The organism is Haemophilus parainfluenzae (assembly GCF_036288925.1).
Lineage (GTDB): Bacteria > Pseudomonadota > Gammaproteobacteria > Enterobacterales > Pasteurellaceae > Haemophilus_D.
Genome location: NZ_CP127167.1, coordinates 1,476,757 through 1,501,766 on the forward strand (window position 1 = coordinate 1,476,757; position 25,010 = coordinate 1,501,766).

Below are 25,010 nucleotides of genomic sequence, written 5' to 3' on the forward strand. Positions count from 1 at the left end.
GCCCACCATTTTAATAAGAAAGTTTTGGTGGGCTAAAGCCCACCCTACAAGAATAGAAAGAAATGTCTAATTTAAATCTTACACGCTCCACCAGCACAGCCATCGTCTAAATCTTCTTGGCTGTCTTCAGCACCATCACGGGTGTTTTGATAGTAGAGGGTTTTTAAGCCGTATTTGTAAGCGGTTAAAAGATCTTTTAACAACACTTTCATTGGCACTTTACCGTCTTCAAAACGTTTTGGATCGTAGTTGGTGTTGGCAGAGATCGCTTGGTCCACGAATTTTTGCATAATGCCCACTAAGTGTAAGTAACCGTCATTGCTTGGAATATCCCAAAGCAACTCATAGTTATCACTTAAGTTTTCATAATCCGGTACAACTTGTCTTAAGATACCATCTTTTGATGCTTTAATACTCACATGACCACGTGGTGGTTCGATACCATTTGTTGCATTAGAAATCTGTGAAGAAGTTTCTGACGGCATTAATGCGGTCAAGGTTGAGTTACGTAAACCGAATTCTTTGATTTCTTGGCGCAATGTTTCCCAATCATAATGCAATGGTTCTTGCGTTAAGTTATCGATATCTTTCTTATAGGTATCGATTGGTAAAATACCTTTTGCGTAATTGGTTTCATTGAAGTACTCACATGCACCTAATTCTTTCGCTAAGTTCATGGAGGCTTTTAATAGATAGTATTGAATTGCTTCAAATGTACGGTGAGTTAAATCGTTCGCTGAACCATCAGAATAACGCACGCCATTTTTCGCTAAGTAATACGCATAGTTAATCACACCGATACCCAGTGAACGACGACCTAATGAAGAGCGTTTCGCTGCAGGAACAGGGTAGTCTTGGTAATCTAGTAATGCATCTAATGCACGTACTGCAAGATCTGCCAGGTTATCTAACTCGTCTAAATCGTCTAATTTACCTAAGTTAAATGCAGAAAGCGTACAAAGGGCAATTTCACCATTTTCATCATGGAAATGTTGTAATGGTTTAGTTGGTAACGCAATTTCTAAACATAAGTTAGATTGACGTACCGGTGCAACAAACGGATCAAACGGTGAATGAGTATTACAGTGATCCACGTTTTGGATATAAATACGACCGGTTGATGCACGTTCTTGCATTAATAAAGAGAATAACTCAACGGCTTTTACCGCACGTTTACGAATATTTGGATCCTGTTCGTATTTCACGTAAAGTTCTTCAAATTTATCTTGATCAGCAAAGAAGGCTTCATAAAGTCCAGGTACGTCTGAAGGGCTAAATAAAGTAATATCCGCGCCTTTGATTAAGCGTTGATACATTAATTTGTTTAACTGTACGCCGTAATCCATATGACGAACACGGTTATCTTCCACACCACGGTTATTTTTCAATACTAATAAGCTTTCAACTTCTAAATGCCAAATCGGGTAGTAAACTGTCGCCGCACCACCACGTACGCCACCTTGTGAACAAGATTTAACAGCACTTTGGAAGTGTTTATAAAATGGAATACAGCCAGTATGGAATGCTTCACCACCACGAATTGGGCTACCCAATGCACGAATTGCACCTGCATTTATGCCGATACCCGCTCGTTGTGAAACGTATTTCACGATTGCTGCAGAGGTAGCATTGATAGAGTCTAAGCTGTCGCCACATTCAATTAATACACAAGAGCTGAATTGACGCGTAGGCGTACGAACCCCCGCCATGATAGGCGTAGGTAATGAAATTTTAAAGGTTGAGGTCGCATCGTAGAAACGACGAATATAATCCAAACGGGTTTCTTGTGGATATTTTGAGAATAAGCTCGCTGCAACTAATAAATAAAGGAATTGCGCAGATTCATAGATTTCACCGGTTACACGGTTTTGAACTAAGTATTTCCCTTCTAATTGTTTTACTGCGGCATAAGAAAAGGTCATATCACGCCAGTGATCAATAAACCCATCCATTTCATCCCATTCTTCACGAGTATAGTCGGCTAAAAGTGCAGGATCGTATTTGCCCATTCGCACTAATTTTTTCACATGATCGTATAAACGAGGCGGATCAAAATGGCCATAGGCTTTTTTGCGTAAATGGAAAACCGCAAGACGTGCCGCAAGATATTGATAATCAGGGGTATCTTTGCTGATTAGATCTGCTGCTGCTTTAATAATGGTCTCGTGAATATCGGAGGTACGAATGCCTTCATAGAATTGAATATGAGAACGTAATTCAACTTGAGAAACAGAGACGTTTTCCAACCCTTCTGCAGCCCAAGTAATCACACGGTGAATTTTGTCTAAATTGATTTGTTCAAGCGTACCATCGCGCTTCGTAACCATTAATCCTTTGTTCATGGAAGATAAACCTACTAGAGAGATGATTTAAAAAAACACAAGATATAGTGTTGTGAAAAATAGTGATGCACAAGATAGAGGGTTTTGAAATTGAATTCAAGTGATAAATTTTTACTGATATTATTGACAAAGATAAGTCATTTAAAATAAATAACTTTTTATTGAAGTGCGCTTTTTTAAGATTGAATCTTTTTGGGGAAAGTATTGAGAAAATATAAGTGCGGTTAAAACAACATGATTTTTAACCGCACTTTAAGTATAAAAATTAACTAATTCAAATACTTAAATACCTTGATAACTTTTTGAACACCTGCAACATTGCTTGCAATTTCTGCGGCAGAATTGCCTTGTGATTGAGTGACATTGCCGAGTAAGAACACTTCGCCATTTTCGGTGATAACTTTGACATCGGTAGCCTTAACATTATCACCTACGAAAAGTTTTGATTTAATTTGTGTAGTAATCCAGCTGTCTTTTGTAATTTGACCAAATGTAATTTTGGGGGCAATACGTAATTCGTTATAAACATCATTTACACCTTCGACACCTTTAGTAAGACTTGTTGCCGTGTCTTTTACATTTTCATCAGGAACTTGACCAATTAACAATATACGACCACTGTAAGAAACAGCATTTACACGGCCTTCAGATTTAATTTGAGCATCTTTATCCAATGCATTTTCTACTTTGACTTCTAGCGTTTCATCATCGACCTGCGTACCCATCGTGCGGGGATCCGTTGCAACTTTTGTTCCTGCTGCCGCACCACCTACAAGTGCGGCTGCACAGCCCTGCAAGAGGGCTGCTGTACCTAAAATAAGGGCAATTTTTTTTAATTGTGATAATTTCATTGTGTTCTCCTTATTGAGTGACTAATTCATGCATTAATTGCTCCTTAAAAGTGTGAGGTGTAATCGAAGATTTGTCAAGCTCTTGGGAAAAGTGTGCAATCAATAAGCTCACAAAGCGCATTAATGACAAATAAATGATTCTCTAAAATACGTGATTCTTTGGTAGTAGGAATAGATATTTCCAAATCGCTATCAGCTAAGACACCTTGGATAGCGTCATTATTGGCACCAGTTAAAGCGATAACTTGAACTTCTTTGTGTACGGCATTGGCAATTGTATTCAGCACCGCTTTTTCAGAACCAAGAGGGGCAAATGCTAAAAGAAGATCGCCTGATTTAGCAATAGCATTGAATTGATGTTGATAAAGTTGATCAATTGGCTGATCAAAAACCAGTGAAGAACCGACCGCACTTTCCAGGCTAAGCAGTACAGATGGCAGGCTAGGACGCTCGAAATCGTAACGATTAAGCAAATTTGACACTAAAAATTGCGCATTGGCATAAGAACGAGATACCCCACAAGCAATGACTTTATTACCGCTCAGTAAACATTGCATCACCATTTGTGCGGCAGTAGCAATATTTTCTGATAGTAGGCTAGAAGCAGAGATTTGAATCTGAATACTTTCGCTATAAATATCTTTGACTTTTTGTAACATAATTAGAAACGATTAATCGAGGAAATTAGGAAACCATTGAATATCACTGGTCGTTTTACCAAAGGCGATAAGATCAAAACGGCAATCCGCATCTTCAAGGCTCAAATCGTGTTTAGCAAGCCATAAATTTGCAGCATTCAGCCATTTTTGTTGCTTTTGCCAATCGACGCTTTCAACAGCAGATCCAAATGCTGAGTTGGATCGTTGACGTACTTCAACAAAAACAATCGTTTGACCGTCTTGCATAATAAGATCTAATTCACCACATTTGAAATATTGATTCGCAGCGATGAATTTGAGGCCTTTGGTTTCTAAGAAAAGGCGGGCTTGATGTTCAAAGCCCGCCCCTTGTTGGCGTTTTAATGAAAACATAGATTAGTTTGCAACTGTAACTATGTGACCATCTTGTACTTGATACCATGTCATATCACGATTTATATTGCAGTTTGAATCAGCATTAAGCTGCCCAGTTAAACCGCTTAAGGTATAACCCGGTACTTGGCGTAATTCGTTAAAGTGATTGATGAGCAACCATGCATCAGCACCCATTGCATATAAACGCATTAATTGGAACTCACCACCAGTTGAATCCGCTACTTTTTGGTATTGTGAAGAATCATTTTGTTTAAAGAACGGAATATCACTAAATTGAACGCCATTCATTTTTGCATAGTATTCCGCAGTATTGCTTGCCGCATTTGAACGAGAACTTGCATAAATGCGAACATTCGGATTGCTGGTATCTAAGTAACCTTTAATTTCTGCTAATTCATCTGGCGATGACACGACATAAAGCCCAGCTGTATCTTGTGAAGCACCTTGGAAGAAATAGGTAATATCAGCTGGTAAGTTATAGTAGCGAATATTCGCATCTGTACCCGCTAAACGTTGCCAACGTACATTGAACGCATTACCAACACGTTGTCCTAAATCATTTTGTGGCATCGCAACGATGGGCTGGCGAATACCATCTTGCCACATTTTATTTGCAGCCGATTCCGCTTCATCCTCTGGAGATAAACCGTAATAACACATTTGGTTAATTGTGCGCACATTCGGTGTCGCATTTAATGCTAACACATCTATACCTTGCACTTCTGTAGGATTTGAAATAATCGTATCCACATTCTGTTTGAGCAATGGTCCGACTAATGCTTTAATACCAGCGTTTTTAGCTTGTACAATAATTTCGTTAATTGGTGTGGTTGATGAGTCAAAGACCTGCACTGGGATAGTTGAGTCACCTTTGGCATTATTGAAACCTGATTGAATCGTTGTACCTAAAATTTGTCCATCTCCACTTAAGGGTAAGATTAACCCAATTTGAGCTAAATTTGTTTGTTGGAAATTTAATAAGCTTTCTAGCTCTTTAGGGAAAAAAGTAGCTGCAACGTGACTTGGATAAGCGGATTTCCAGCTTTGTAGCGCTTGACTTAATTGTACTGGCTGACGAATGTTGTCATTATAGGCTTTAATTAAAGTGAGCCACCCCCCGAGTGCTACGCTGCCTTCATCTGAGGCATTATTAATGACCCCTGTATTAGCAGAGTGGAGTAATGCCCAAGTCTTATCGACATTATTTTTACGACGTTGTATATCTGTTAAGTTTTCATCCATTTTGATGCGTGCTTTCACCGCTTCAATCACATCTTTACGATTTTCTGCAGTTTGCGCAAAGGTTTCGTAATAACGGGATTTTTGTGATGGACTTAATTTCGTAAGATCAAGCGCACGTAATTGACTTTCAGCCATCTCATTAGCGCCTTTCGCCGCAGAGATACTCGCTTCAACTAACGTACGGTCTAATTGTTGCGCTTCGTTTAAGTCAACCAATTCATTTAATAATTCTTCGGCTTGTGGCACTTTATTTTCAGTAATTAATACACGTGCGGCTAAGAGTTTGTAAGTTTGTTGATCTTCCTTATCTCGTGCTTGTCCTAATTTGTTCATATAAAATTCAGAACTTGCATTAGCATCACGTTGTAATGTTTGGGTAAAGCTGCTACCGAATAAGTTAGAACAACCCACTAATGCAACAGACAATAAAATCGGCATTAAACGTTTTTTAAAACGACCGCCTTGTAATAGAATAGACATATTCGCTCCATAATGAATAAATCAATAATGGTCGATCTTACTTATCTCACAATGTAAAAGCAAACAAAAATGAATGATTTAACCGGAATTTTATATATTGTCGCCACGCCAATCGGGAATTTACAAGATATTACACAACGTGCTTTAGAGACCTTTTCACAAGTGGATTTAATTGCTGCGGAAGACACACGCCACAGTGGTTTATTGCTCAGTCATTATGGTATCAAAAAGCCTTTTTTTGCCTTGCATGATCACAATGAACAAGAAAAAGCACATGTGTTGGTAGAAAAGCTAAAACAAGGTATCAATATTGCATTAATTTCCGATGCAGGAACCCCCTTAATTAGCGATCCAGGTTTTCATTTAGTGCGTCAATGTCGTGAAGCGGGCATTAAAGTAGTGCCACTACCAGGTGCTTGTGCAGCGATTACTGCATTATGTGCATCAGGCATTGCGTCAGATCGTTTTTGCTTTGAAGGTTTTTTACCTGCGAAAACCAAGGCACGTAAAGATAAGTTAGAAAACGTCGCAGAAGAAGACCGCACTTTAATCTTCTATGAATCAACTCACCGCATTTTAGATACCCTTGCCGATATGCAAGATGTATTAGGTGGTGATCGTTATGTTGTGCTTGCACGTGAAATTACGAAAACGTGGGAAACCATTGCAGGGGATAAATTAAGTGATCTTCGTCAATGGTTAAGTGAAGATCCGAATCGCACAAAAGGTGAGATGGTGTTAATCTTGGAAGGCAAACCCAAATTAGAAGATAGCGAAGAATTTTCACCACAAGCAATTAAAGCACTCACTTTGATTGCCAAAGAACTCCCTTTAAAAAAGGCTGCGGCGATTGTAGCAGAACTTTATGGTTATAAGAAAAATGCCTTATACCAATTTGGATTAGATAATTTAGATTAGTCAAAAAACTATCTCCCTCTTTAGCAAAGAGGGGCTAGGGGAGATTTGGCTGAATTAATTTTTATAAATTTCGGAGAACAAATGTTAAAACAGGTTTCAGATACCTTACTTGCACCAAGCAATTTATCGCATCAATCATTGCTTAATATTTTTGATGTAATGTCGCATCGTCATATTGATTATGCGGATCTTTATTTTCAATTAAGCCAAGATGAAAGCTGGGTATTAGAAGACAGCATTATTAAAGAAGGTGGCTTTCATATTGATCGCGGTGTTGGTGTGCGCGCCGTTTCGGGTGAAAAAACAGGCTTTGCGTATTCTGATCAAATCAATTTAGCCTCATTACAACAATGTGCTGAAGCTGTAAAAGGCATTGCACAAATTAAAGAAGGTAATTTAATTTCGCCTCAGGCATTTAATGCGGTGAATGCGGTTCAGCGTTATGCGGCGATTAATCCGTTAGAAAGTTTAAGTAAAGAGAAAAAGATCGAGTTATTACACTTAGTAGATCGTACAGCGCGATCTGAAGATCCTCGTGTTACACATGTTTCTGCAGCATTAAGTTCGATTTATGAAGAAGTGTTAGTCGTCGCAACAGATGGCACACTTGCCGCAGATATTCGTCCGCTTGTGCGTTTATCCATTTCTGTTCTTGTTGAAGAAGATGGCAAGCGTGAGCGTGGTAGCTGCGGTTCTGGTGGACGCTTTGGCTTAGATTGGTTCTTTGAAGTGGTAAATGGGGATATTCGTGCCGTTAATTTTGCAAAAGAAGCGGTTCGTCAAGCCCTTGTCAATTTAAGTGCGGTCGCTGCGCCAGCAGGATTAATGCCTGTGGTATTAGGGGCTGGCTGGCCTGGCGTATTGCTTCATGAAGCAGTGGGACACGGTTTAGAAGGGGATTTCAACCGCAAAGAAAGCTCTTTATTTACAGGAAAAATTGGTGAGTTAGTGACGTCGCCATTATGTACAATTGTGGATGATGGTACATTGCAAAACCGTCGTGGATCTTTGACCATTGATGATGAAGGCGTGCCAAGTCAGTGTAATGTTTTAATCAAAGACGGGATTTTGCAAGGTTACATGCAAGATAAACTCAATGCACGATTAATGGGGGGAAAACCAACGGGGAATGGTCGCCGTGAATCTTATGCGCATTTACCAATGCCACGCATGACCAATACTTATATGTTGGCGGGCCAAAGCAAATTTGAAGATTTGGTAGCTTCAGTAGATCGCGGTATTTATGCTCCGCACTTTGGTGGTGGCCAGGTAGATATTACGTCGGGTAAATTTGTATTCTCGACGTCTGAAGCTTATCTCATCGAAAAAGGCAAAATCACCAAACCGGTTAAAGGAGCAACGTTAATCGGTAGTGGTATCGATGTGATGCAAAAAGTCTCTATGGTCGCAGATAAAACAGACTTAGATCTTGGTATTGGTGTATGCGGCAAAGATGGCCAAAGCGTGCCAGTCGGCGTTGGTCAGCCTGCCTTGAAAATCGATGAAATCACCGTTGGTGGAACCAATTAAACATACAGCCCGACAAACCATGTCGGGCTTTTTGTTCCTCCATTTAAGTGCGGTCAATTTTTTAGATATTTTTATTAATCGATTTTTGATGAATAATCATTGAGTTATGTGAAAAACTAAGCGCACTATATTTCTATTTCAATCCTTTTGTGATCCCTATCACAATATCTTGTAAAACCAGTTAAAAATTTCCCCAAACAATCCCAATAAGTGGTACATTTACCGTGCATGACTTTTTGTCATTTAAGAGGTAGAGACAGGCGTGAGTTTGTCTGAAATTTTATCAACTAGAGGGAAACATTTATGTTAATTGGTGTACCTAGAGAACTGCTTGATAGCGAAAATCGTGTGGCGGCGACGCCAAAAACGGTTCAGCAGATCTTAAAGCTGGGCTTTGATGTCATCGTAGAACACGATGCGGGATTCAAAGCGAGTTTTGAAGACCAAGCATTTATCGACGCTGGCGCAAAAATTGGCTCAAGTTCAGAAGTGTGGCATTCGGATGTGATTTTTAAAGTGAATCCACCAACGGATGCAGAAATTGATCAAATGAAGGAAGGTGCAACACTTGTGAGCTTCATTTGGCGTGCACAAAATCCGGATTTAATGAAAAAACTCACGTCGAAAAAAATTAATGTATTAGCGATGGATTCGGTGCCACGTATTTCTCGTGCGCAAGCGCTTGATGCATTAAGCTCTATGGCGAATATTTCTGGTTATCGTGCGGTGATTGAAGCCGCTCATGAATTTGGTAGTTTCTTCACTGGACAAATTACTGCGGCAGGTAAAGTACCACCAGCAAAAGTGTTAGTCATTGGTGCGGGTGTAGCAGGTCTAGCGGCGATTGGTGCAGCGAATAGTCTTGGTGCGATTGTACGTGCTTTTGATTCTCGTCCAGAAGTAAAAGAACAAGTACAAAGTATGGGCGCGTCTTTCTTAGAAATTGATTTCAAAGAAGAAGGCGGTAGCGGCGATGGTTACGCGAAAGTGATGTCAGAAGAATTTAACCGTCGTGCGATGGCGCTTTATGCGGAACAAGCCAAAGAAGTGGATATCATTATTACCACCGCGGCGATTCCAGGTAAACCAGCCCCTCGCTTAATCACGAAAGAAATGGTTGATTCCATGAAACCAGGTTCTGTGGTGGTGGACTTAGCGGCTGCAACAGGTGGTAACTGTGCTTACACTGAAGCTGGTAAAGTCGTAACCACTGAAAACCAAGTGAAAATCATTGGTTACACCGATTTCCCAAGTCGTTTACCAACACAATCTTCCCAACTTTACGGAACAAACTTAGTTAATTTATTAAAACTACTTTGTAAAGAAAAAGACGGCAAGATCAATATCGATTTTGACGATGTGGTATTACGCGGTGTGACTGTGGTACGTGATGGTGAAGAAATTCCACCAGCACAAATTCAAGTGTCAGCACAACCAAAACAAGAAGCGAAAGCGGCACAAAGTGCGGTTAAAAAAGAGGAAGAAAAACCAGCAGATCCTCGCATCAAATACGGTGTAATGGCGGGTGTAGGTGTGTTATTCCTCTGGCTTGCATCTGTGGCGCCAGCGGCATTCCTTTCTCACTTCACCGTATTCGTATTGGCTTGTGTAGTCGGTTACTATGTGGTTTGGAATGTCAGCCACGCTTTACACACACCACTTATGGCGGTAACCAATGCGATTTCAGGTATCATCATTGTGGGTGCATTACTGCAAATTAGACAGCCAACAGGCAACTTCTTTATTGATGCCTTAGCCTTTGTGGCAATCTTGGTGGCAAGCATCAACATCTTTGGTGGCTTCCGTGTAACTCAACGTATGTTGGCGATGTTTAGAAAAGGTTAAGGAGAAGACGATGTCTGAAGGTTTAGTACAAGCAGCCTATATTATCGCTGCATTACTTTTCATTATGAGCTTAGCCGGTCTTTCTAAACATGAAACGGCAAAAGCCGGTTGTTGGTATGGTATTGTCGGTATGACTATTGCCCTTGTTGCAACCATTTTTGGCCCGCAATCTGAAGGCACATTATGGATCATCATTGCAATGATCATCGGTGGCGTGATTGGTGTTCAACGTGCATTAAAAGTTGAAATGACTGAAATGCCAGAACTCGTTGCGATCCTTCACAGCTTTGTAGGTTTAGCAGCAGTGCTCGTAGGCTTTAACAGCTACGGCTTAACACATGAAACTGATCCTGTGTTAATGAATATCCATAACGTTGAAGTATTCTTAGGGATCTTCATCGGTGCGGTAACATTCACGGGTTCTATCGTAGCATTCGGTAAATTAAGCGGCAAAATCAATTCAAAAGCATTAATGCTGCCACATCGCCATAAATTAAATTTAGCGGCCTTAGTGGTTTCTGCTTTCTTGATGGTGGCATTTTTAAATAACCCGGATAATATCTTCCCAGTGTTACTCATGACTGCGATTGCACTTGCATTCGGCTGGCACTTAGTGGCATCTATCGGTGGTGCGGATATGCCGGTTGTGGTCTCAATGCTTAACTCTTATTCTGGTTGGGCAGCGGCTGCAGCAGGTTTCATGCTAAGCAATGATTTGCTTATCGTCACCGGTGCATTAGTGGGTTCTTCTGGTGCGATTCTTTCTTACATTATGTGTAAAGCGATGAACCGCTCATTTATCAGCGTTATTGCAGGTGGTTTTGGTAATGATGTTCAAGTGTCTTCAGATGAAGAACAAGGCGAACACCGTGAAACAACCGCAGAAGAAGTGGCTGAATTACTTAAAAATGCAAGCTCTGTCATCATCACGCCAGGATATGGTATGGCGGTAGCACAAGCGCAATATCCAGTAGCTGAGATTACGGCGAAATTGCGTGAGCGTGGCATTAACGTGCGTTTTGGTATTCACCCTGTTGCAGGTCGTTTACCGGGTCATATGAACGTACTTTTAGCAGAAGCAAAAGTGCCTTATGACATCGTGCTTGAAATGGATGAGATCAATGATGATTTTGCGGATACCGATGTGGTATTGGTTATCGGTGCAAACGACACCGTAAACCCAGCGGCAATGGAAGATCCAAACAGCCCAATCGCAGGTATGCCAGTGTTAGAAGTATGGAAAGCACAAAACGTTATCGTATTCAAACGCTCTATGGCGGTGGGTTACGCAGGCGTTCAAAACCCATTATTCTTCAAAGAAAACACTCAAATGCTTTTTGGTGATGCAAAAGAACGTGTTGATGACATTCTTACTGCATTAAATAAATAAGCAAAAAACTAAAGTAAAACTGACCGCACTTTGAGAGATTAAAGTGCGGTTTTTTTACATTAACGTTGAATCAAATAGCGTAATTTGGTGCCATCTTGTTCTACGCTTAATAGAGTGTAACCGTGATTTTTAGTATCAACAGGAATGTTGTTGATAGATTGAGCACAGTCACTTAATAGCTCTAAAATTTCGCCTTTCTGTAATTGGGGCATGGTTTCGAGCATCGTGATTGCTGGATACGGGCAAGGTTCACCTAGCGTATCTAACGTGTAATCTGGGGTGATGTCTTTTGGATCTTTATCTAATTTTTGAACAACGGTAAATGCCATAATAATGTCCTCTTTTTTTGAATGAATTCGTTAATATTTAATTAGCAACCACAAGCTTGTGGATTCGCTGCCGCAATTTTTGCTTTAGCCTTTTTCAAGAAGTGATGTTCCCACCAAACGACAGCGATTAAGCAGAGAATAAGCAAGCCATAATTCACTAATAAACCACCAACTGGGCCAAAGGATTTCAATAAGTTAAGTTTTTCGTAATCTAACGCAAGCACAGGGGCAAGATCGTCCCATGCGTAGGCTAAATAGGTTGAGCCAACAACATTACCCACGCCCACCCACATAAAGTGAACTTGACCTTCCATTGAGCGATACATCCAACCGGTTTCACATCCGCCCGCTAACACAATACCGAAACCAAATAATAAACCACCGATAATGGCATTTGGACCCGCCCACATGATTTTGGCTGGCACACCTAATTGAATGTAGCTGAATACGCCAAGTGTACCTACGATAATACCGAAGATAATCGCTTTTGCCATATAAGCACGGCCTGTTACCCATAAATCACGGAAGGCAGAAGTAAAGCAAATTTGAGCACGTTCGATTAACAAGCCGAAAGCTAAACCACAAAGCATTGCAAAGCCCAGTTTGACTGAGTTTGTCATCACATAAAGGGAAGCGATAAGATAGGCAAAAAAGATGACCATACCAATCCAGAAACGACGATTAGCTTGTTTCGGGTCAGTTTCTTGTAATTTTGCAGCGCCTTTTTTCAATTCTAATTTCACGCGAAATATCGGAAGTAAGGTGACTTTTACCCCCGCGTAAGTGCCTATGGCTGTCGCAATAGTGAAGAACCAAGCGTGGACAGAAAATTGTGGAATACCAGTGAAGAGAGAGGCAAGGTTACAACCCATCGCTAAACGAGCACCAAACCCCGCTAATGCACCACCAATGAGGGCTTGGACAATACGACGTTTGTGTGGTTGATTACGCCATTTTACGTTGTTTGCCCAAAGTGCAGCAGAAATACACCCCGCAAACATACCTAAAATCATCACACCATCAATACGGGTGAAGATCGTGCCTTGCATGCCGATAATTTTATAATAGCTCCAGTCGGACACATCCACGCCTAGCGCTTGCAAAGCATGACCGCCCCAACGGGTAAATTCTCCTGTAACCGCCCAATAAGTGCCGGTTACCCCAAAGTAATAAGCTGAAATGAGCCCCGCAGCAATGACTGCCGCGACAGGATTCCAGTATTTGATCAGATAATTTTGTTTGAATTGCTGCAAAATCTCTTTCATGAGTGAGTAAATCCTTAAAATGAAATGATGATTTGCAAGTGCGGTATAAAATGAAGAGATTTTTGAAGTGTCTGCCATTTTCCTATACACAAAACTTGCGATATAAGACAAATGAATTGTCGAGCAAGATAATAGCATTTGTTTTTTGTTAATGCACGAGGGGAGGGATAATTATTTGTGGGTAATTTAGGATTTAGACAGACTTACTGTCTGTCTAAATGTTAAGAGAAAACTTAAACGGGCAATTTCATTTCTCGTACACGCATGGTTAATCCATCGATTAACAATAAGCGTCCACATAAATTTGAACCGATTTTTAACCGCACTTTGATGGCTTCTAAGGCTTGAATAGAGCCCACAATCCCCACGATTGGCGCCAGTACGCCAGCTTCTACACAGCTTAAAACATTTTGTCCAAAGAGTTGGCTAAGTTGGCGATAGGTTGGGGTATTGGGTTCATAAGTAAAGACGGAAATCTGTCCTTCTAAACGGATTGCAGCACCAGAAACAAGCGGGGTCTTCGCTTGTTCGCACCCACGATCGAGCGCATTACGAATATCCACGTTATCGGTACAATCTAATATCACATCAAAGTGCGGTATGATTTCCGCGAATTTTTCTTCGGAAAGTTGTGCATTGATGGTTTCAATTTCGACATGAGGATTAATCTGCTGCAAGGCGATTTTTGCCGATTCCACTTTAGGCATATTCAATCGGCTATCCGTATGCAACACCTGACGTTGCAAATTAGAAAGCGATACGGTGTCAAAATCCAATAAGGTTAAATGACCCACGCCAGCGGCGGCAAGATATTGACTTGCCGCACAGCCTAAACCGCCTAGACCGACAATTAACATTCGGCTGTCTTTCAGCTTTTCTTGTCCGTCAAAATCAACCGCTTTTAAGATGATTTGGCGGTTATAACGCAGTTCTTCTTCGTAGCTTAATTCAGCCATTATTGCCCCAATAGGTGATTAAACGGTTCAATGGTGACGATTTCGCCCGCAGACACATTACCACGATCTTTTTCAAGACGAATAAAACAGTTACTTTTCACAAAGGAACTGAATAAATGCGAGCCTTGGAAACCCACCGGTTGCACTTCAAGTTGACCATTTTCATTGATTTGATAGAAACCACGTTGGAAATCTAAACGTCCTGGCGCTTTTTTCAAATTGGTTTGGGCAATCGCTTGAAAGTGCGGTTGTTTTTTCGGGTGTTTTTTACCGCTTAATTTGGCGATAGCAGGTTGAACCAATTGATAGAATGTCACTAATGCAGAAACGGGATTGCCGGGTAAACCGCAGAACCAAGCATTTTCTAATTTACCGAAAGCAAATGGCTTGCCGGGTTTCATTGCAATTTTCCAGAAATTCACTTGACCCACTTTTTCTAATACGGTTTTCGTGAAGTCAGCTTCACCCACCGAAACGCCACCGCTTGTGATCATAAGATCGGCCTGAGCTTGTGCTTTCACAAAGGCCGCTTCAAATTCTGCTTGGTTATCCGGCAGAATACCAAAATCGAGCACATTGCAATTTAACTTTTCGAGCATTAATTTGACGGTGAAACGGTTGGTATCGTAGATTTGTCCCGCTTGTAATGGTTGGCCGACAGGCACTAATTCATCACCCGTTGAAAGCACGGCCACTTTTAAGCGAGGGTAAGCTTTCACTTCAGCGATGCCTAATGACGCGAGTAAAGGTAAAGAAACGGCATTTAACTCATCCCCTTGATGTAATACCACATCACCTTTTTTCACATCTTCACCAATACGGCGAATATTCTGATTCGCTTTAGGTAATGCTGCAAAGGTAACAGAACCATCTTCATTGACGGTGACATCTTCTTGCATCACCACCGCATCAGCACCTTCAGGAATCATCGCCCCCGTCATAATTCTGACCGCACTTTGAGCTACCCATTCCCCTTGAAATGGATTACCCGCAAAGGATTTTCCTGCGACAGAAAGCGTCATGGATTGCTGTAAATCGGCTAAACGAACTGCATAGCCATCCATCGCAGAGTTATCAAAAGAAGGCACGTTAATCGGAGAAATCACATCTTCCGCACAGATACGATCTGCAGCTTCAGTTAAAGCCAGTGTTTCAGTTTTTGTTGGGAAGGGAAGTTGGTTGAGCATTTGCGCCAAGGCATCTTCAAGTGGCAACATAATCAATCCTTTGGGTTGAGCAAAATAAACGTGGATATATTGTAGCCCGAAATACAATATGAAGGAAATTAATAAATTAGGGTGATTTTTCGCATTTTACGAATAATTCATCTTTTGTTAAAATAACACAATATTTTTTATAAATGGAAAGTAAATGAACGCGATTTCACCTGATGCGGAAAGTGTCCGCCGAGCCTTGGTAGCCAAAGGCATCGAAACACCAATGATTGATCCGACTCAATGTAAAGATGAGCGCCGTGCGGCGATTGCTTCGCATATGCGTGAAGTGATGGAATTGATTGGATTAGATCTGCATGATGATAGTTTAGAAGAAACGCCAAATCGCTTAGCCAAAATGTTTATTGATGAAATTTTCAGTGGAATGGATTATGCCAATTTCCCGAAAATGACGAAAATCAAAAACCAAATGAAAGTGAGCGAAATGGTGCAAGTGAATGACATCACCTTGACCAGTACTTGCGAGCATCATTTTGTGACAATTGATGGCAATGTTGCTGTCGCATATTATCCAAAAGATTGGGTGATTGGCTTGTCTAAAATCAATCGCATTGTGGCGTTTTTTGCGCAACGCCCACAAGTACAAGAGCGTTTAACTGAACAGCTTTTAACGGCATTTCAAACCATTTTAGAAACTGATGATGTGGCCGTTTATGTGAAAGCAACACATTTCTGTGTGAAAGCTCGCGGAGTAAAAGATACCCACAGTTATACCGTGACATCAGCCTATGGCGGGGTCTTTTTAGAAGATCGCGAAACTCGAAAAGAATTTTTATCTTCTATTTAGAAATAACGAAAAAAGCACCGAGCATTCGGTGCTTTTTTATGTTTTTAGCTTCGAACACTTAATTTCTCAAATTCATCGAAGAATGTTGGGAAGGTTTTAGCCGTACATTTTGGATCTAAAATCGTGACGGGGGTATCCGATAAAGCAATCAACGCAAAGCACATTGCCATACGGTGATCGTTATAAGTCTCAATTTCGGCATGTTTAAATTGAGAAAGGGGAAGCGGTTGAATTCGAATAAAATCTTCACCTTCTTCAACCTCTGCACCGACTTTTCGTAACTCGGCAGCCATAGCTGAAAGGCGATCGGTCTCTTTCACACGCCAGTTATAAATGTTGCGAATAACGGTTTCACCCTTGGCAAATAAAGCGGTTGTGGCAATCGTCATAGCCGCATCAGGAATGTGGTTCATATCCATATCAATGCCGTGGAGTTCAGCTTGTTCTGCTTGAATAAAATCTTCACCCCAAGTGATTTTAGCGCCCATTTTTTCTAGCACGTCAGCAAATAGGCGGTCGCCTTGAATGGAATGTTTGCCAATTCCCGTCACTTTTACGTTGCCTTTAATCGCGGCAGCGGCAAAGAAATAAGAGGCAGATGAGGCATCACCTTCGACCATGTATTTGCCAGGTGAAACATAGGATTGGTTACCTTTCACCTTAAACACTTGATAATGTTGATTTTCAACCGAAACACCAAAATCTTTCATCATCGCGAGGGTAATATCAATATAAGGTTTTGAAACTAAATCACCCACAATATGGATATCTAAATCGCCTTCAGCAAGAGGCGCAGTCATTAAAAGTGCGGTCAAAAATTGAGAAGAAATTGAACCGTCAATTTTAATCATGCCACCTTTAATCCCTTGATTACGAATTGCAACTGGTGGGTAACCGTCATTTTCTAAATAACGAACATTGGCGCCTGCTTGAAGAAGTGCATCAACCAAATGTTTGATTGGACGCTCTTTCATACGGGGCTCACCAGTCAAAATAACTTCGCCTTCTGTATCGCCTTTTAAACAAAGCGCAGCGGTTAAAGGTCGCATAGCGGTGCCAGCATTGCCTAGAAACAGCGACAAGCCATTTTCAACCTGAAATGCGCCACCTAAGCCTTCAACTTCACAGCAAGTTTTGTCTTCGGATAGTTGGTAATTCACCCCTAAAGATTTAAGGGCATTTAACATATGACGAATGTCATCACTGTCTAACAAGTTAGTGACCGTTGTGGTGCCTTTAGCTAATGCTGCTAATAATAATGCACGGTTTGATAAACTTTTCGAGCCAGGTAAGTTGATCTCACCTTCAATGCGAGAAATTGGCTCTAAAGTGATTGCTTTCATTACAAGACCACCGTTTTATTTTTATACACAAAAATACGATCATGTAAGGCAAGATCAAGCGCACGGCTTAATACGGTTTTTTCCACATCACGGCCTGCACGCATCATGGCATCGGCAGAGTAAGTGTGATCCACATTTATTACATTTTGCATAATGATCGGACCTTGATCTAATTCATTATTAATAAAGTGAGCCGTTGCACCAATAATTTTTACGCCACGTTCATAGGCTTGTTGATAGGGTTTTGCTCCAATAAATGCGGGTAAGAATGAATGGTGAATATTGATGACGCGATTGGGATAACGCGCCACGAATTCTGGATTTAATACACGCATATATTTAGCTAACACAATATAATCAGGTGCATATTCATCAATTTTTTCAGCGAGTAATTTATCGTGTTCCACACGAGTGAGCCCTTCATGACTGACACAATGGAATGGAATATCAAAGCGTTCAACTAATTCGCGTAAATTATCGTGATTACCAATGACTGCCGCAATTTCTACATCTAATGCACCGTAGTAATTTTTCATTAAAATATCACCTAAACAGTGCGCTTCTTTAGTCACTAAAATTACGATACGTTTACGTTTTGCACTGATTAGCCGACAGTTTGTCCCTTTCGGCAAACTATAATCTAAATCAGCTAGCAAGGTGTCTTCATTAAAAATCCCTTCTAACTCTGTACGCATAAAGAAATGCTTCGTTTCAAAATCAACGAACTCATTATTATGAAGGATATTTAATTGATGTTTGTAACAAATATTGGTGATTTTGGCGATTAAGCCTTTATCATCAGGACAGTCCGTCAGTAATATTTTCTTTTCTAACATAATGAATATTTTGCAAGGTAAATAAAAAAAGAGAACCCATAAAAATGGGTTCTATATAGTTGATAATGAAATTAGATTTCGAAAGAAGCTAAAGAAGCACCTTTATCTAAGGCCTTTTGAATCACTCGAGGTGTACGGCCTTGGCCCGTCCATGTTCTTTCTTGACCTGTTTCATCAGTATATTTGTATTTTGCTGGACGAGGTTCACGTTTTTTACGAATTGAAGCTGGGGCAATACCAATAATTGCCGTTAATTCTTCTGCCGTGATACCTTCTTGTTTAATTAACTCTTTATATTTGGCAATACGAGCACGACGTTCTTGTTCAGCTTGTTTAATTTCAGCGGCTTGAGCGCGTTTTTCTTCAACAGCAGCTTGTAATTTTAAAAGTGAATTTTCAGCTTGCTCTAATGTTAAATCGCGTATAGCTGCGCGCAAGCTACGAAGATTAGTTAAACCTTTTGTTAATTCGTTCATTACTACCTCTTTTTACGTGTGTGAATGCTTAATTATTTTCAAAACATATGATAGCGAAAATAATATATTTGGTAAATATGAATTAACAAAAATACAATAATTAATTAGTCGAATGTCATCATATTTATATTATCAATTGAATTATTCTTATATTGTTTTCCTCATATAGAGGTTAAATTTCTTAACAAACACGTAACAATCTTATAAGTAATGGTAAATAAAACAATAGATCTAGGAAAAAACATAAGATTTTATTGGTAATATTATCTGTTTTAATGTAATCTTTCTATATCCTATACAACAGTAGAGGTGCGATTACTATAAGTATTTTCTTAGAGTGGATAACGTTGAAGAGAAAGGAAAGGAGTGGTTGCCGAAATCGAATAAAAGTCATTTTATTCGGTTGGTTGCGTGTTCGAAAGGAACGTGACTGTCATAGTTTTATGTATTAACTATGGAGCGCTACGGTTCGGTCTGGTTATACTTGATTGTATCTTTTCTTGCCGTTGTCTCCATTAATTTATAGGTATAACTTAATGGAACTAATTGATTATTCTTCATCTATTTATTCAGTTATACCCGCATTTCTTGCGATTGTTTTAGCGATTGCAACGCGTCGGGTTCTGGTTTCTCTAAGCGCAGGGATTATTGTTGGGACGTTAATGTTGGTTGACTTCCATCCATTGGATGCGCTTATTTATTTAAAAGATAATGTTGTTGCGTTAGTTTATAGTGACGAAAATGGCATGAATTCAAATATGAATATCGTGTTTTTCCTCGTTTTACTTGGCGTATTGACCGCACTTTTAACGGTATCAGGTAGCAATCGTGCTTTTGCTGAATGGGCTCAAAAGAAGATTAAAGGTCGTCGTGGTGCAAAATTATTAGCCGCATCTTTAGTATTTGTGACATTTATTGATGATTATTTCCATAGTCTTGCTGTGGGGGCAATTGCTCGTCCAGTCACCGATCGTTTTAAAGTTTCTCGTGCTAAATTAGCGTATATTCTTGACTCAACGGCCGCACCTATGTGTGTCATGATGCCAGTATCTAGCTGGGGAGCATATATTATTACTCTCGTAGCCGGTTTATTGGCAACCTATTCTATTACATCTTATACGCCAATGAGTGCATTCGTTGCCATGAGTTCAATGAATTACTATGCGATCTTCTCATTATTAATGGTGTTCTTTGTTGCTTATTTCTCATTTGATATTGCGGCGATGGCTCGCCATGAAAAATTAGCCATGGAGCGTGATTATAAAGAAGAAGTCATTGAAGGTGTAAAAGGTAAAGTTCGTAATTTAATTTTACCGATTGTGGTTTTAATTGTGGTGACTGTATTTATGATGATCCACACGGGGAGTGAAGCTTTAACTGCTGATGGAAAACCATTTAGTATCTTAGGTGCCTTTGAGAATACAACGGTGGGAATATCACTGGTTGTAGGTGGTTCAAGTGCGGTTGCAATGTCAACATTATTGATTATCCTTGAGCGTCAAGTTTCTTTACAAGAATATGGAAAAGCCTGGATTGTTGGTATTAAATCGATGTTAGGGGCAATTGCCATTTTATTCTTTGCTTGGACAATTAATAAAGTAGTAGGTGATGCACAAACAGGTAAATACTTATCTTCTTTAGTGAGTGGTAGCATTCCTGTTCAATTTTTACCTGTTCTTTTATTTGTACTTGGTGCGGCAATGGCGTTCTCAACAGGGACAAGTTGGGGAACATTCGGGATTATGTTGCCAATCGCAGCAGCAATGGCGACCAATTCAGCACCAGAGTTATTACTCCCTTGTCTTTCAGCCGTAATGGCTGGTGCAGTATGTGGGGACCATTGTTCACCGGTTTCTGATACGACGATTTTGTCATCAACTGGGGCGAAATGTAACCATATGGATCACGTCACCACACAATTACCGTATGCGGCAACAGTAGCAACAGCAAGTGCTGTCGGTTACATTGTAGTTGGTTTTACAAAATCAGGTTTAGCGGGATTTGTAGCAACTGCAGCAGTATTAGTTGCTTTAGTGTTTATCGTGAAAAAACGTTAATCAATAAGTAAAAGAAGAAAGGGGCGTACTATGCAGTACGCCCTTTTTGCATTCATTATCAAAATTATAATAATGGACTAAACAAGAAAAACAATCGTTCGATAATTCGATGATAGAGAGGGCGATTAAGCCATTCTTGCATATCGAGTTTAGATGAATTCGCTAAGTAATTTTCGTGGAGTGTTGCGACTTCATTCGCAAAATTACGATCTTCGACGACAATGGTGATTTCAAAATTAAGTAAAAAACTACGCAAATCCATATTTACTGTACCAACAAGTGCAAGTTTATTATCAATCAGTATACTTTTTGTATGCAGAAGCCCCGCCTCAAAATGATAAATTTTTACTCCCGCTTCTAGCAAATCATCAAAGAAGGTACGGCTTGCCCAGCGAACCATTAGGGAATCATTTTGTTTCGGTAAAATAAGCGTGATATCAACGCCACGGAATGCGGCAATACGTAATGCTTCAGCGATATTGTGACTTGGTACAAAGTAAGGCGAGGTGATAACAATACTTTCCCTTGCTGCATAAATGGCGGTAGCAAGAGATTGAGCGATTAGATCATCAGGAAAAGCGGGTCCACTCGCAATGACTTGCACTGAATGCGTGTCGTTATCGTCAATTTCCATAATCGGGCAGTTTGGTAATAAAAGCGGTAATTCTTCCGTCGTTTCAATTTCCCAATCCCAAGCGTGTAGGCTGTTTAAAATCGGCGAAACAGGACCATTAATTCGCACCATTATATCTACCCAATTGCCCACATTACTTTCTTGTTTAAAGAAATTGGGATCCACCATATTCATACTCCCTGTATAGGAAATTTGATTATCAATAACAATAATTTTACGGTGTTGGCGTAAATCAATTCGGTTGAAGAACATTCGGAATAAATTTACGTGTAGCGCCTCAGTAATTTCAATGCCTTTCGTTCGCATTGCTTTACAAATAGGGCTTTTCAAAAAAGCATGACTGCCAACGGAATCGAGTAAAAGACAAACTTTTACTCCACGTTGTACAGCTTCTTCTAAGGCTTGTTTCACCTCATTAATCAGGCCATCATTGCTCCAAATATAGAACACCATATTAATCGAGTGGCGAGCTTGTTGAATATCACCGATGATACTTCGAATAATGCTTTCCGGCGTATCGAGAATATGTAATTCATTGCCTCGAATATTCGGAATGCCTAAGCGTTGGTGGACCAATTTAAATAAAGCACGATAACGTGGATCTTTAGAATGAGTGACCACATCTTTTTGTTCTGAAAGTAAGTTAAGCCATTTGATATATTTAGGTTTTAACAGCTGAAATGCTTTGGCACGGCGAGTACCGAGTTTCACTTCACCAAAAACTAGATAGGCAATGACACCAATTAGCGGCACGAGGTAAATAATCATTAGCCATGACAACGTAGCGGAAACCGCTTGTTTTTTGACGAGTAACCGCAAGGTGACAGAAATAACCGCCACCCAAATTAACACGGGAATAATATAAACCAGTATAATATGTTCAACATTCATCAATTTTTAACCGCACTTATGAAATTAGACATTATTTATCAGACCGATGATTTTATCATTATTTACAAGCCTTGTGGACTGAGCGTGCATAAAGATCAAAGCGAAATTGGTTTAACCACTTTGCTTGCTGAGCAGCTTGGCGTGTCACAGATTTGGCTTGTACATCGGTTAGATAAAGTGACATCAGGTTTACTCATTTTGGCATTGAACGCCGAAAGTGCGGCTGAATTTTTCCGACTTTTTGCTGAACACCATATTCAAAAAACTTATCTCGCCCTTAGTAATCAAAAACCCAAAAAGAAACAAGGATTGATTGTGGGAGATATGCAAAAAGCGCGTAATGGTGCTTGGAAACTTTGCCAATCGAAAGAAAATCCAGCAATTACGCGTTTTGAAAGTGTAAGTTGTGAGCCTAATTTACGAGTATTTATCTTAAAGCCACAAACAGGGAAAACTCATCAATTGCGTGTAGCAATGAAAAGCTTAGGTAGCCCGATTTTAGGCGATGCGCTTTATGGTAAAAACACTGAAAAAATTGACCGCACTTATTTACATGCCGCCAGATTGCAATTTGAATTTAAAGGTCAGGCATTTAATGTGTTTACTCTTCCTAAAGAAGGGGAGTGGTGGCATCGTGAGGGTGTTATGTCTCAGATTCAAAAAATGGCTTTAGCAAGTGCTGAAGTCAACTGAATAGGAAAAGTGCGGTTAAGATTTCAATTATTTTGTATAATAGCCACAATTTTTCACATTAGGAACAAAAATGAAATTTATCTCTTTTAATATTAATGGCTTACGAGCTCGTCCTCATCAACTTGAAGCAATTATTGAAAAATACCAACCGGATGTGATTGGTTTACAAGAAATTAAAGTGGCGGATGAAGATTTTCCGTATGCAATTACCGAAAATCTGGGGTATCACGTTTTTCACCATGGACAAAAAGGGCATTACGGTGTCGCCCTGTTAACTAAACAAGAACCAAAAGCGGTGCGTCGTGGTTTTCCAACGGATAATGAAGATGCGCAAAAACGCATTATTATGGCGGATTTAGAAACACCATTTGGTTTGTTAACGGTAATCAATGGCTATTTCCCACAAGGCGAAAGTCGTGCACATGAAACCAAGTTTCCGGCAAAAGAAAAATTTTATGCGGATCTTCAACGCTATTTAGAACAAGATCACGATAAAGCCAATCCAGTGTTAATTATGGGAGATATGAATATTAGCCCAAGCGATTTAGATATTGGCATTGGCGATGAAAACCGCAAACGTTGGTTGCGTACTGGAAAATGTTCATTCTTGTCCGAAGAGCGAGAATGGTATCAACGCTTATACGATTATGGATTGGAAGACACGTTCCGCAAATTAAATCCAACGGTCAATGACAAGTTCTCGTGGTTTGATTATCGCTCAAAAGGTTTTGATGATAATCGTGGATTACGTATCGATCATATTTTAGTGAACCGTCAATTAGCAGAGCGTTGTGTTGATGTTGGCATTGCATTGGATATTCGTGCGATGGAAAAACCGTCAGATCACGCACCAATTTGGGCTGAATTTAAATAGGAAAGCAACATGGATATGGCAAATTGGCAGAATTATCGTTCACAAGTGAATGGTATGCCTGCCGTATTTAGTGCAAATATTGAAAATTTAGATGTTTACCATGGTAAACATCTTAGTAAGGTTGTGCAATTTACCGTGCCTTATCAAGGTGATGAGGACGGTTTGCCGAATGAAGACGAATATGAAAAATTGATTAATCGCCTTTTTAAAATCCTTGCACAATTGACCGCGCTTCCAAATGTATTCTTTGCCGGGCATTTTATTTGCAACCATCAGGCAAAAATGCATTTTTATTGTGAACATGATAGTTTGCTTAAAGAAACCCTTCAACAGCTTGATTTTGTTTCAGAAATCAATGTACAGAATGATCCTAATTGGGATACCTATTTTGATTTCTTATTGGCTTCACCATTAGAAATGAAATTAAATGCGACAGAAGAAATTTTGAGCATGCTGAATAGCAAAGGGCGTAATTTAAGCGACATTTATTTGATCGAACATACTTTCCATTTTGATGACGAAGAGAAAATGTTTCCTTTTATGGATGAATTGACGCTCGGACAAGTGTCTTTTAACACGCTGAAATATTCTAGCCAAGCGATTCAAACAGAAGAAGATGAAGAACCTTACTTTATGGTGAAATTGGAGCAAGAACTTTCATTAGACAGTAATGAGATCTTCCAGTGGGTAGAGCGCTTTGAAAAGCTAGCCGTAGAATTTTCAGGCGATTATATTGGTTGGGAGTGCGATAATTTAATCGACGACCATTCAGTGCTAAATTAGTGCGATAATTCGTCAAGCAGTATAGTTTAGATAAAAATAAAGCCCATCAATACGATGGGCTTAAATTCTTTTGGCTACTAATTTAGAATTCGTAAAAGGAGACAAACGAAAGCTAAACCAAAAGAGAAATTTGGCTCCTCCTGCGGGACTCGAACCTGCGACATATGGATTAACAGTCCACCGTTCTACCGACTGAACTAAGGAGGAATAAATTTAGTA

General features: G+C 40.0%; 22 protein-coding genes, 1 tRNA gene and 1 riboswitch. Of the genes, 9 read left to right on the forward strand and 14 right to left on the reverse strand.

Going from position 1 to position 25,010, the window contains the following annotated elements:
* Positions 1 to 71 precede the first annotated feature (71 nt).
* From nrdA to QQS40_RS07570, 5 genes are all read right to left on the reverse strand, one after another.
* On the reverse strand, positions 72 to 2,342 hold the full coding sequence (gene nrdA, locus QQS40_RS07550; protein ID WP_128787458.1) for a class 1a ribonucleoside-diphosphate reductase subunit alpha: 2,271 nt from the start codon (positions 2,340 to 2,342) through the stop codon (positions 72 to 74).
* 269 nt (positions 2,343 to 2,611) lie between these two features.
* Entirely contained in the window at positions 2,612 to 3,193 is a 582-nt protein-coding gene (gene dolP / locus QQS40_RS07555; RefSeq protein ID WP_329504646.1) for a division/outer membrane stress-associated lipid-binding lipoprotein, read from the reverse strand.
* Positions 3,194 to 3,267: 74 nt separating this feature from the next.
* Positions 3,268 to 3,852 (reverse strand): D-sedoheptulose-7-phosphate isomerase, encoded by a 585-nt coding sequence (locus QQS40_RS07560; protein WP_329504648.1) that lies wholly within the window; start codon positions 3,850 to 3,852, stop codon positions 3,268 to 3,270.
* A gap of 12 nt (positions 3,853 to 3,864) precedes the next feature.
* Positions 3,865 to 4,224 carry a YraN family protein gene (locus tag QQS40_RS07565; RefSeq protein ID WP_126471092.1) on the reverse strand — a complete coding sequence of 120 codons (360 nt, stop codon included), beginning with the start codon at positions 4,222 to 4,224 and terminating at the stop codon, positions 3,865 to 3,867.
* Positions 4,225 to 4,227: 3 nt separating this feature from the next.
* Entirely contained in the window at positions 4,228 to 5,949 is a 1,722-nt protein-coding gene (locus QQS40_RS07570) for a penicillin-binding protein activator (protein ID WP_329504651.1), read from the reverse strand.
* A 69-nt stretch (positions 5,950 to 6,018) separates the two neighbouring features.
* Between QQS40_RS07570 and rsmI the strand changes: the two genes are divergently transcribed.
* From rsmI to pntB, 4 genes are all read left to right on the forward strand, one after another.
* Positions 6,019 to 6,867: a 16S rRNA (cytidine(1402)-2'-O)-methyltransferase gene (gene rsmI / locus QQS40_RS07575; RefSeq protein WP_297569240.1), complete on the forward strand. Its 849-nt coding sequence runs from the start codon at positions 6,019 to 6,021 to the stop codon at positions 6,865 to 6,867.
* A gap of 81 nt (positions 6,868 to 6,948) precedes the next feature.
* Positions 6,949 to 8,397 carry a metalloprotease TldD gene (tldD, locus tag QQS40_RS07580; RefSeq protein WP_308602807.1) on the forward strand — a complete coding sequence of 483 codons (1,449 nt, stop codon included), beginning with the start codon at positions 6,949 to 6,951 and terminating at the stop codon, positions 8,395 to 8,397.
* Between the two features lie 303 nt (positions 8,398 to 8,700).
* A complete protein-coding gene (gene pntA, locus QQS40_RS07585; RefSeq protein ID WP_308602809.1) occupies positions 8,701 to 10,242 on the forward strand; it encodes a Re/Si-specific NAD(P)(+) transhydrogenase subunit alpha in 1,542 nt (513 codons plus the stop codon).
* Positions 10,243 to 10,252: 10 nt separating this feature from the next.
* On the forward strand, positions 10,253 to 11,632 hold the full coding sequence (gene pntB, locus QQS40_RS07590; RefSeq protein ID WP_014065528.1) for a Re/Si-specific NAD(P)(+) transhydrogenase subunit beta: 1,380 nt from the start codon (positions 10,253 to 10,255) through the stop codon (positions 11,630 to 11,632).
* A gap of 59 nt (positions 11,633 to 11,691) precedes the next feature.
* On the opposite strand, the gene yedF is transcribed toward pntB, so the two are convergent.
* From yedF to moeA, 4 genes are all read right to left on the reverse strand, one after another.
* Complete coding sequence (gene yedF, locus QQS40_RS07595; protein WP_049357517.1) at positions 11,692 to 11,961, reverse strand: sulfurtransferase-like selenium metabolism protein YedF; 270 nt, start codon at positions 11,959 to 11,961, stop codon at positions 11,692 to 11,694.
* A gap of 41 nt (positions 11,962 to 12,002) precedes the next feature.
* A complete protein-coding gene (gene yedE / locus QQS40_RS07600; RefSeq protein ID WP_128788019.1) occupies positions 12,003 to 13,226 on the reverse strand; it encodes a selenium metabolism membrane protein YedE/FdhT in 1,224 nt (407 codons plus the stop codon).
* A gap of 233 nt (positions 13,227 to 13,459) precedes the next feature.
* Positions 13,460 to 14,182 carry a molybdopterin-synthase adenylyltransferase MoeB gene (moeB, locus tag QQS40_RS07605; protein WP_128787454.1) on the reverse strand — a complete coding sequence of 241 codons (723 nt, stop codon included), beginning with the start codon at positions 14,180 to 14,182 and terminating at the stop codon, positions 13,460 to 13,462.
* Positions 14,182 to 15,399 carry a molybdopterin molybdotransferase MoeA gene (gene moeA, locus QQS40_RS07610; RefSeq protein WP_329504659.1) on the reverse strand — a complete coding sequence of 406 codons (1,218 nt, stop codon included), beginning with the start codon at positions 15,397 to 15,399 and terminating at the stop codon, positions 14,182 to 14,184. Before moeA ends, moeB begins: the two co-directional genes overlap by 1 nt.
* A 154-nt stretch (positions 15,400 to 15,553) precedes the next feature.
* Here moeA and folE point away from each other — a divergent pair, with 154 nt between their 5' ends.
* Complete coding sequence (gene folE / locus QQS40_RS07615) at positions 15,554 to 16,204, forward strand: GTP cyclohydrolase I FolE (RefSeq protein ID WP_128787452.1); 651 nt, start codon at positions 15,554 to 15,556, stop codon at positions 16,202 to 16,204.
* A gap of 44 nt (positions 16,205 to 16,248) precedes the next feature.
* On the opposite strand, the gene aroA is transcribed toward folE, so the two are convergent.
* The 3 genes from aroA to QQS40_RS07630 all read right to left on the reverse strand — a co-directional run bounded on the left by aroA (position 16,249) and on the right by QQS40_RS07630 (position 18,859).
* On the reverse strand, positions 16,249 to 17,547 hold the full coding sequence (gene aroA / locus QQS40_RS07620; RefSeq protein ID WP_128787451.1) for a 3-phosphoshikimate 1-carboxyvinyltransferase: 1,299 nt from the start codon (positions 17,545 to 17,547) through the stop codon (positions 16,249 to 16,251).
* A complete protein-coding gene (gene purU / locus QQS40_RS07625; RefSeq protein ID WP_128787450.1) occupies positions 17,547 to 18,383 on the reverse strand; it encodes a formyltetrahydrofolate deformylase in 837 nt (278 codons plus the stop codon). Before purU ends, aroA begins: the two co-directional genes overlap by 1 nt.
* 71 nt (positions 18,384 to 18,454) lie before the next feature.
* Positions 18,455 to 18,859 (reverse strand): H-NS family histone-like protein, encoded by a 405-nt coding sequence (locus tag QQS40_RS07630; RefSeq protein WP_128787449.1) that lies wholly within the window; start codon positions 18,857 to 18,859, stop codon positions 18,455 to 18,457.
* A 296-nt stretch (positions 18,860 to 19,155) separates the two neighbouring features.
* Positions 19,156 to 19,332, forward strand: a riboswitch (Lysine riboswitch).
* Between the two features lie 63 nt (positions 19,333 to 19,395).
* On the opposite strand from QQS40_RS07630, the gene QQS40_RS07635 reads away from it, so the two are divergent.
* The gene (locus QQS40_RS07635; protein ID WP_297569262.1) at positions 19,396 to 20,916 is read left to right on the forward strand and encodes a Na+/H+ antiporter NhaC family protein; all 1,521 of its coding nucleotides are present in this window, start codon (positions 19,396 to 19,398) and stop codon (positions 20,914 to 20,916) included.
* Between the two features lie 64 nt (positions 20,917 to 20,980).
* Here QQS40_RS07635 and cls read toward each other — a convergent pair whose 3' ends face one another.
* Complete coding sequence (gene cls / locus QQS40_RS07640; RefSeq protein ID WP_329506749.1) at positions 20,981 to 22,441, reverse strand: cardiolipin synthase; 1,461 nt, start codon at positions 22,439 to 22,441, stop codon at positions 20,981 to 20,983.
* Between the two features lie 18 nt (positions 22,442 to 22,459).
* On the opposite strand from cls, the gene QQS40_RS07645 reads away from it, so the two are divergent.
* The 3 genes from QQS40_RS07645 (at position 22,460) to QQS40_RS07655 (ending at position 24,791) form a co-directional block, all read left to right on the forward strand.
* Entirely contained in the window at positions 22,460 to 23,134 is a 675-nt protein-coding gene (locus QQS40_RS07645) for a TIGR01621 family pseudouridine synthase (protein ID WP_329506751.1), read from the forward strand.
* 70 nt (positions 23,135 to 23,204) lie between these two features.
* Positions 23,205 to 24,008 carry an exodeoxyribonuclease III gene (xthA, locus tag QQS40_RS07650; RefSeq protein WP_289902050.1) on the forward strand — a complete coding sequence of 268 codons (804 nt, stop codon included), beginning with the start codon at positions 23,205 to 23,207 and terminating at the stop codon, positions 24,006 to 24,008.
* 9 nt (positions 24,009 to 24,017) lie between these two features.
* Entirely contained in the window at positions 24,018 to 24,791 is a 774-nt protein-coding gene (locus tag QQS40_RS07655) for a TIGR01619 family protein (protein WP_289902051.1), read from the forward strand.
* A gap of 131 nt (positions 24,792 to 24,922) precedes the next feature.
* Here QQS40_RS07655 and QQS40_RS07660 read toward each other — a convergent pair.
* Positions 24,923 to 24,998 (reverse strand) — tRNA-Asn (locus QQS40_RS07660).
* Positions 24,999 to 25,010: the final 12 nt, after the last annotated feature.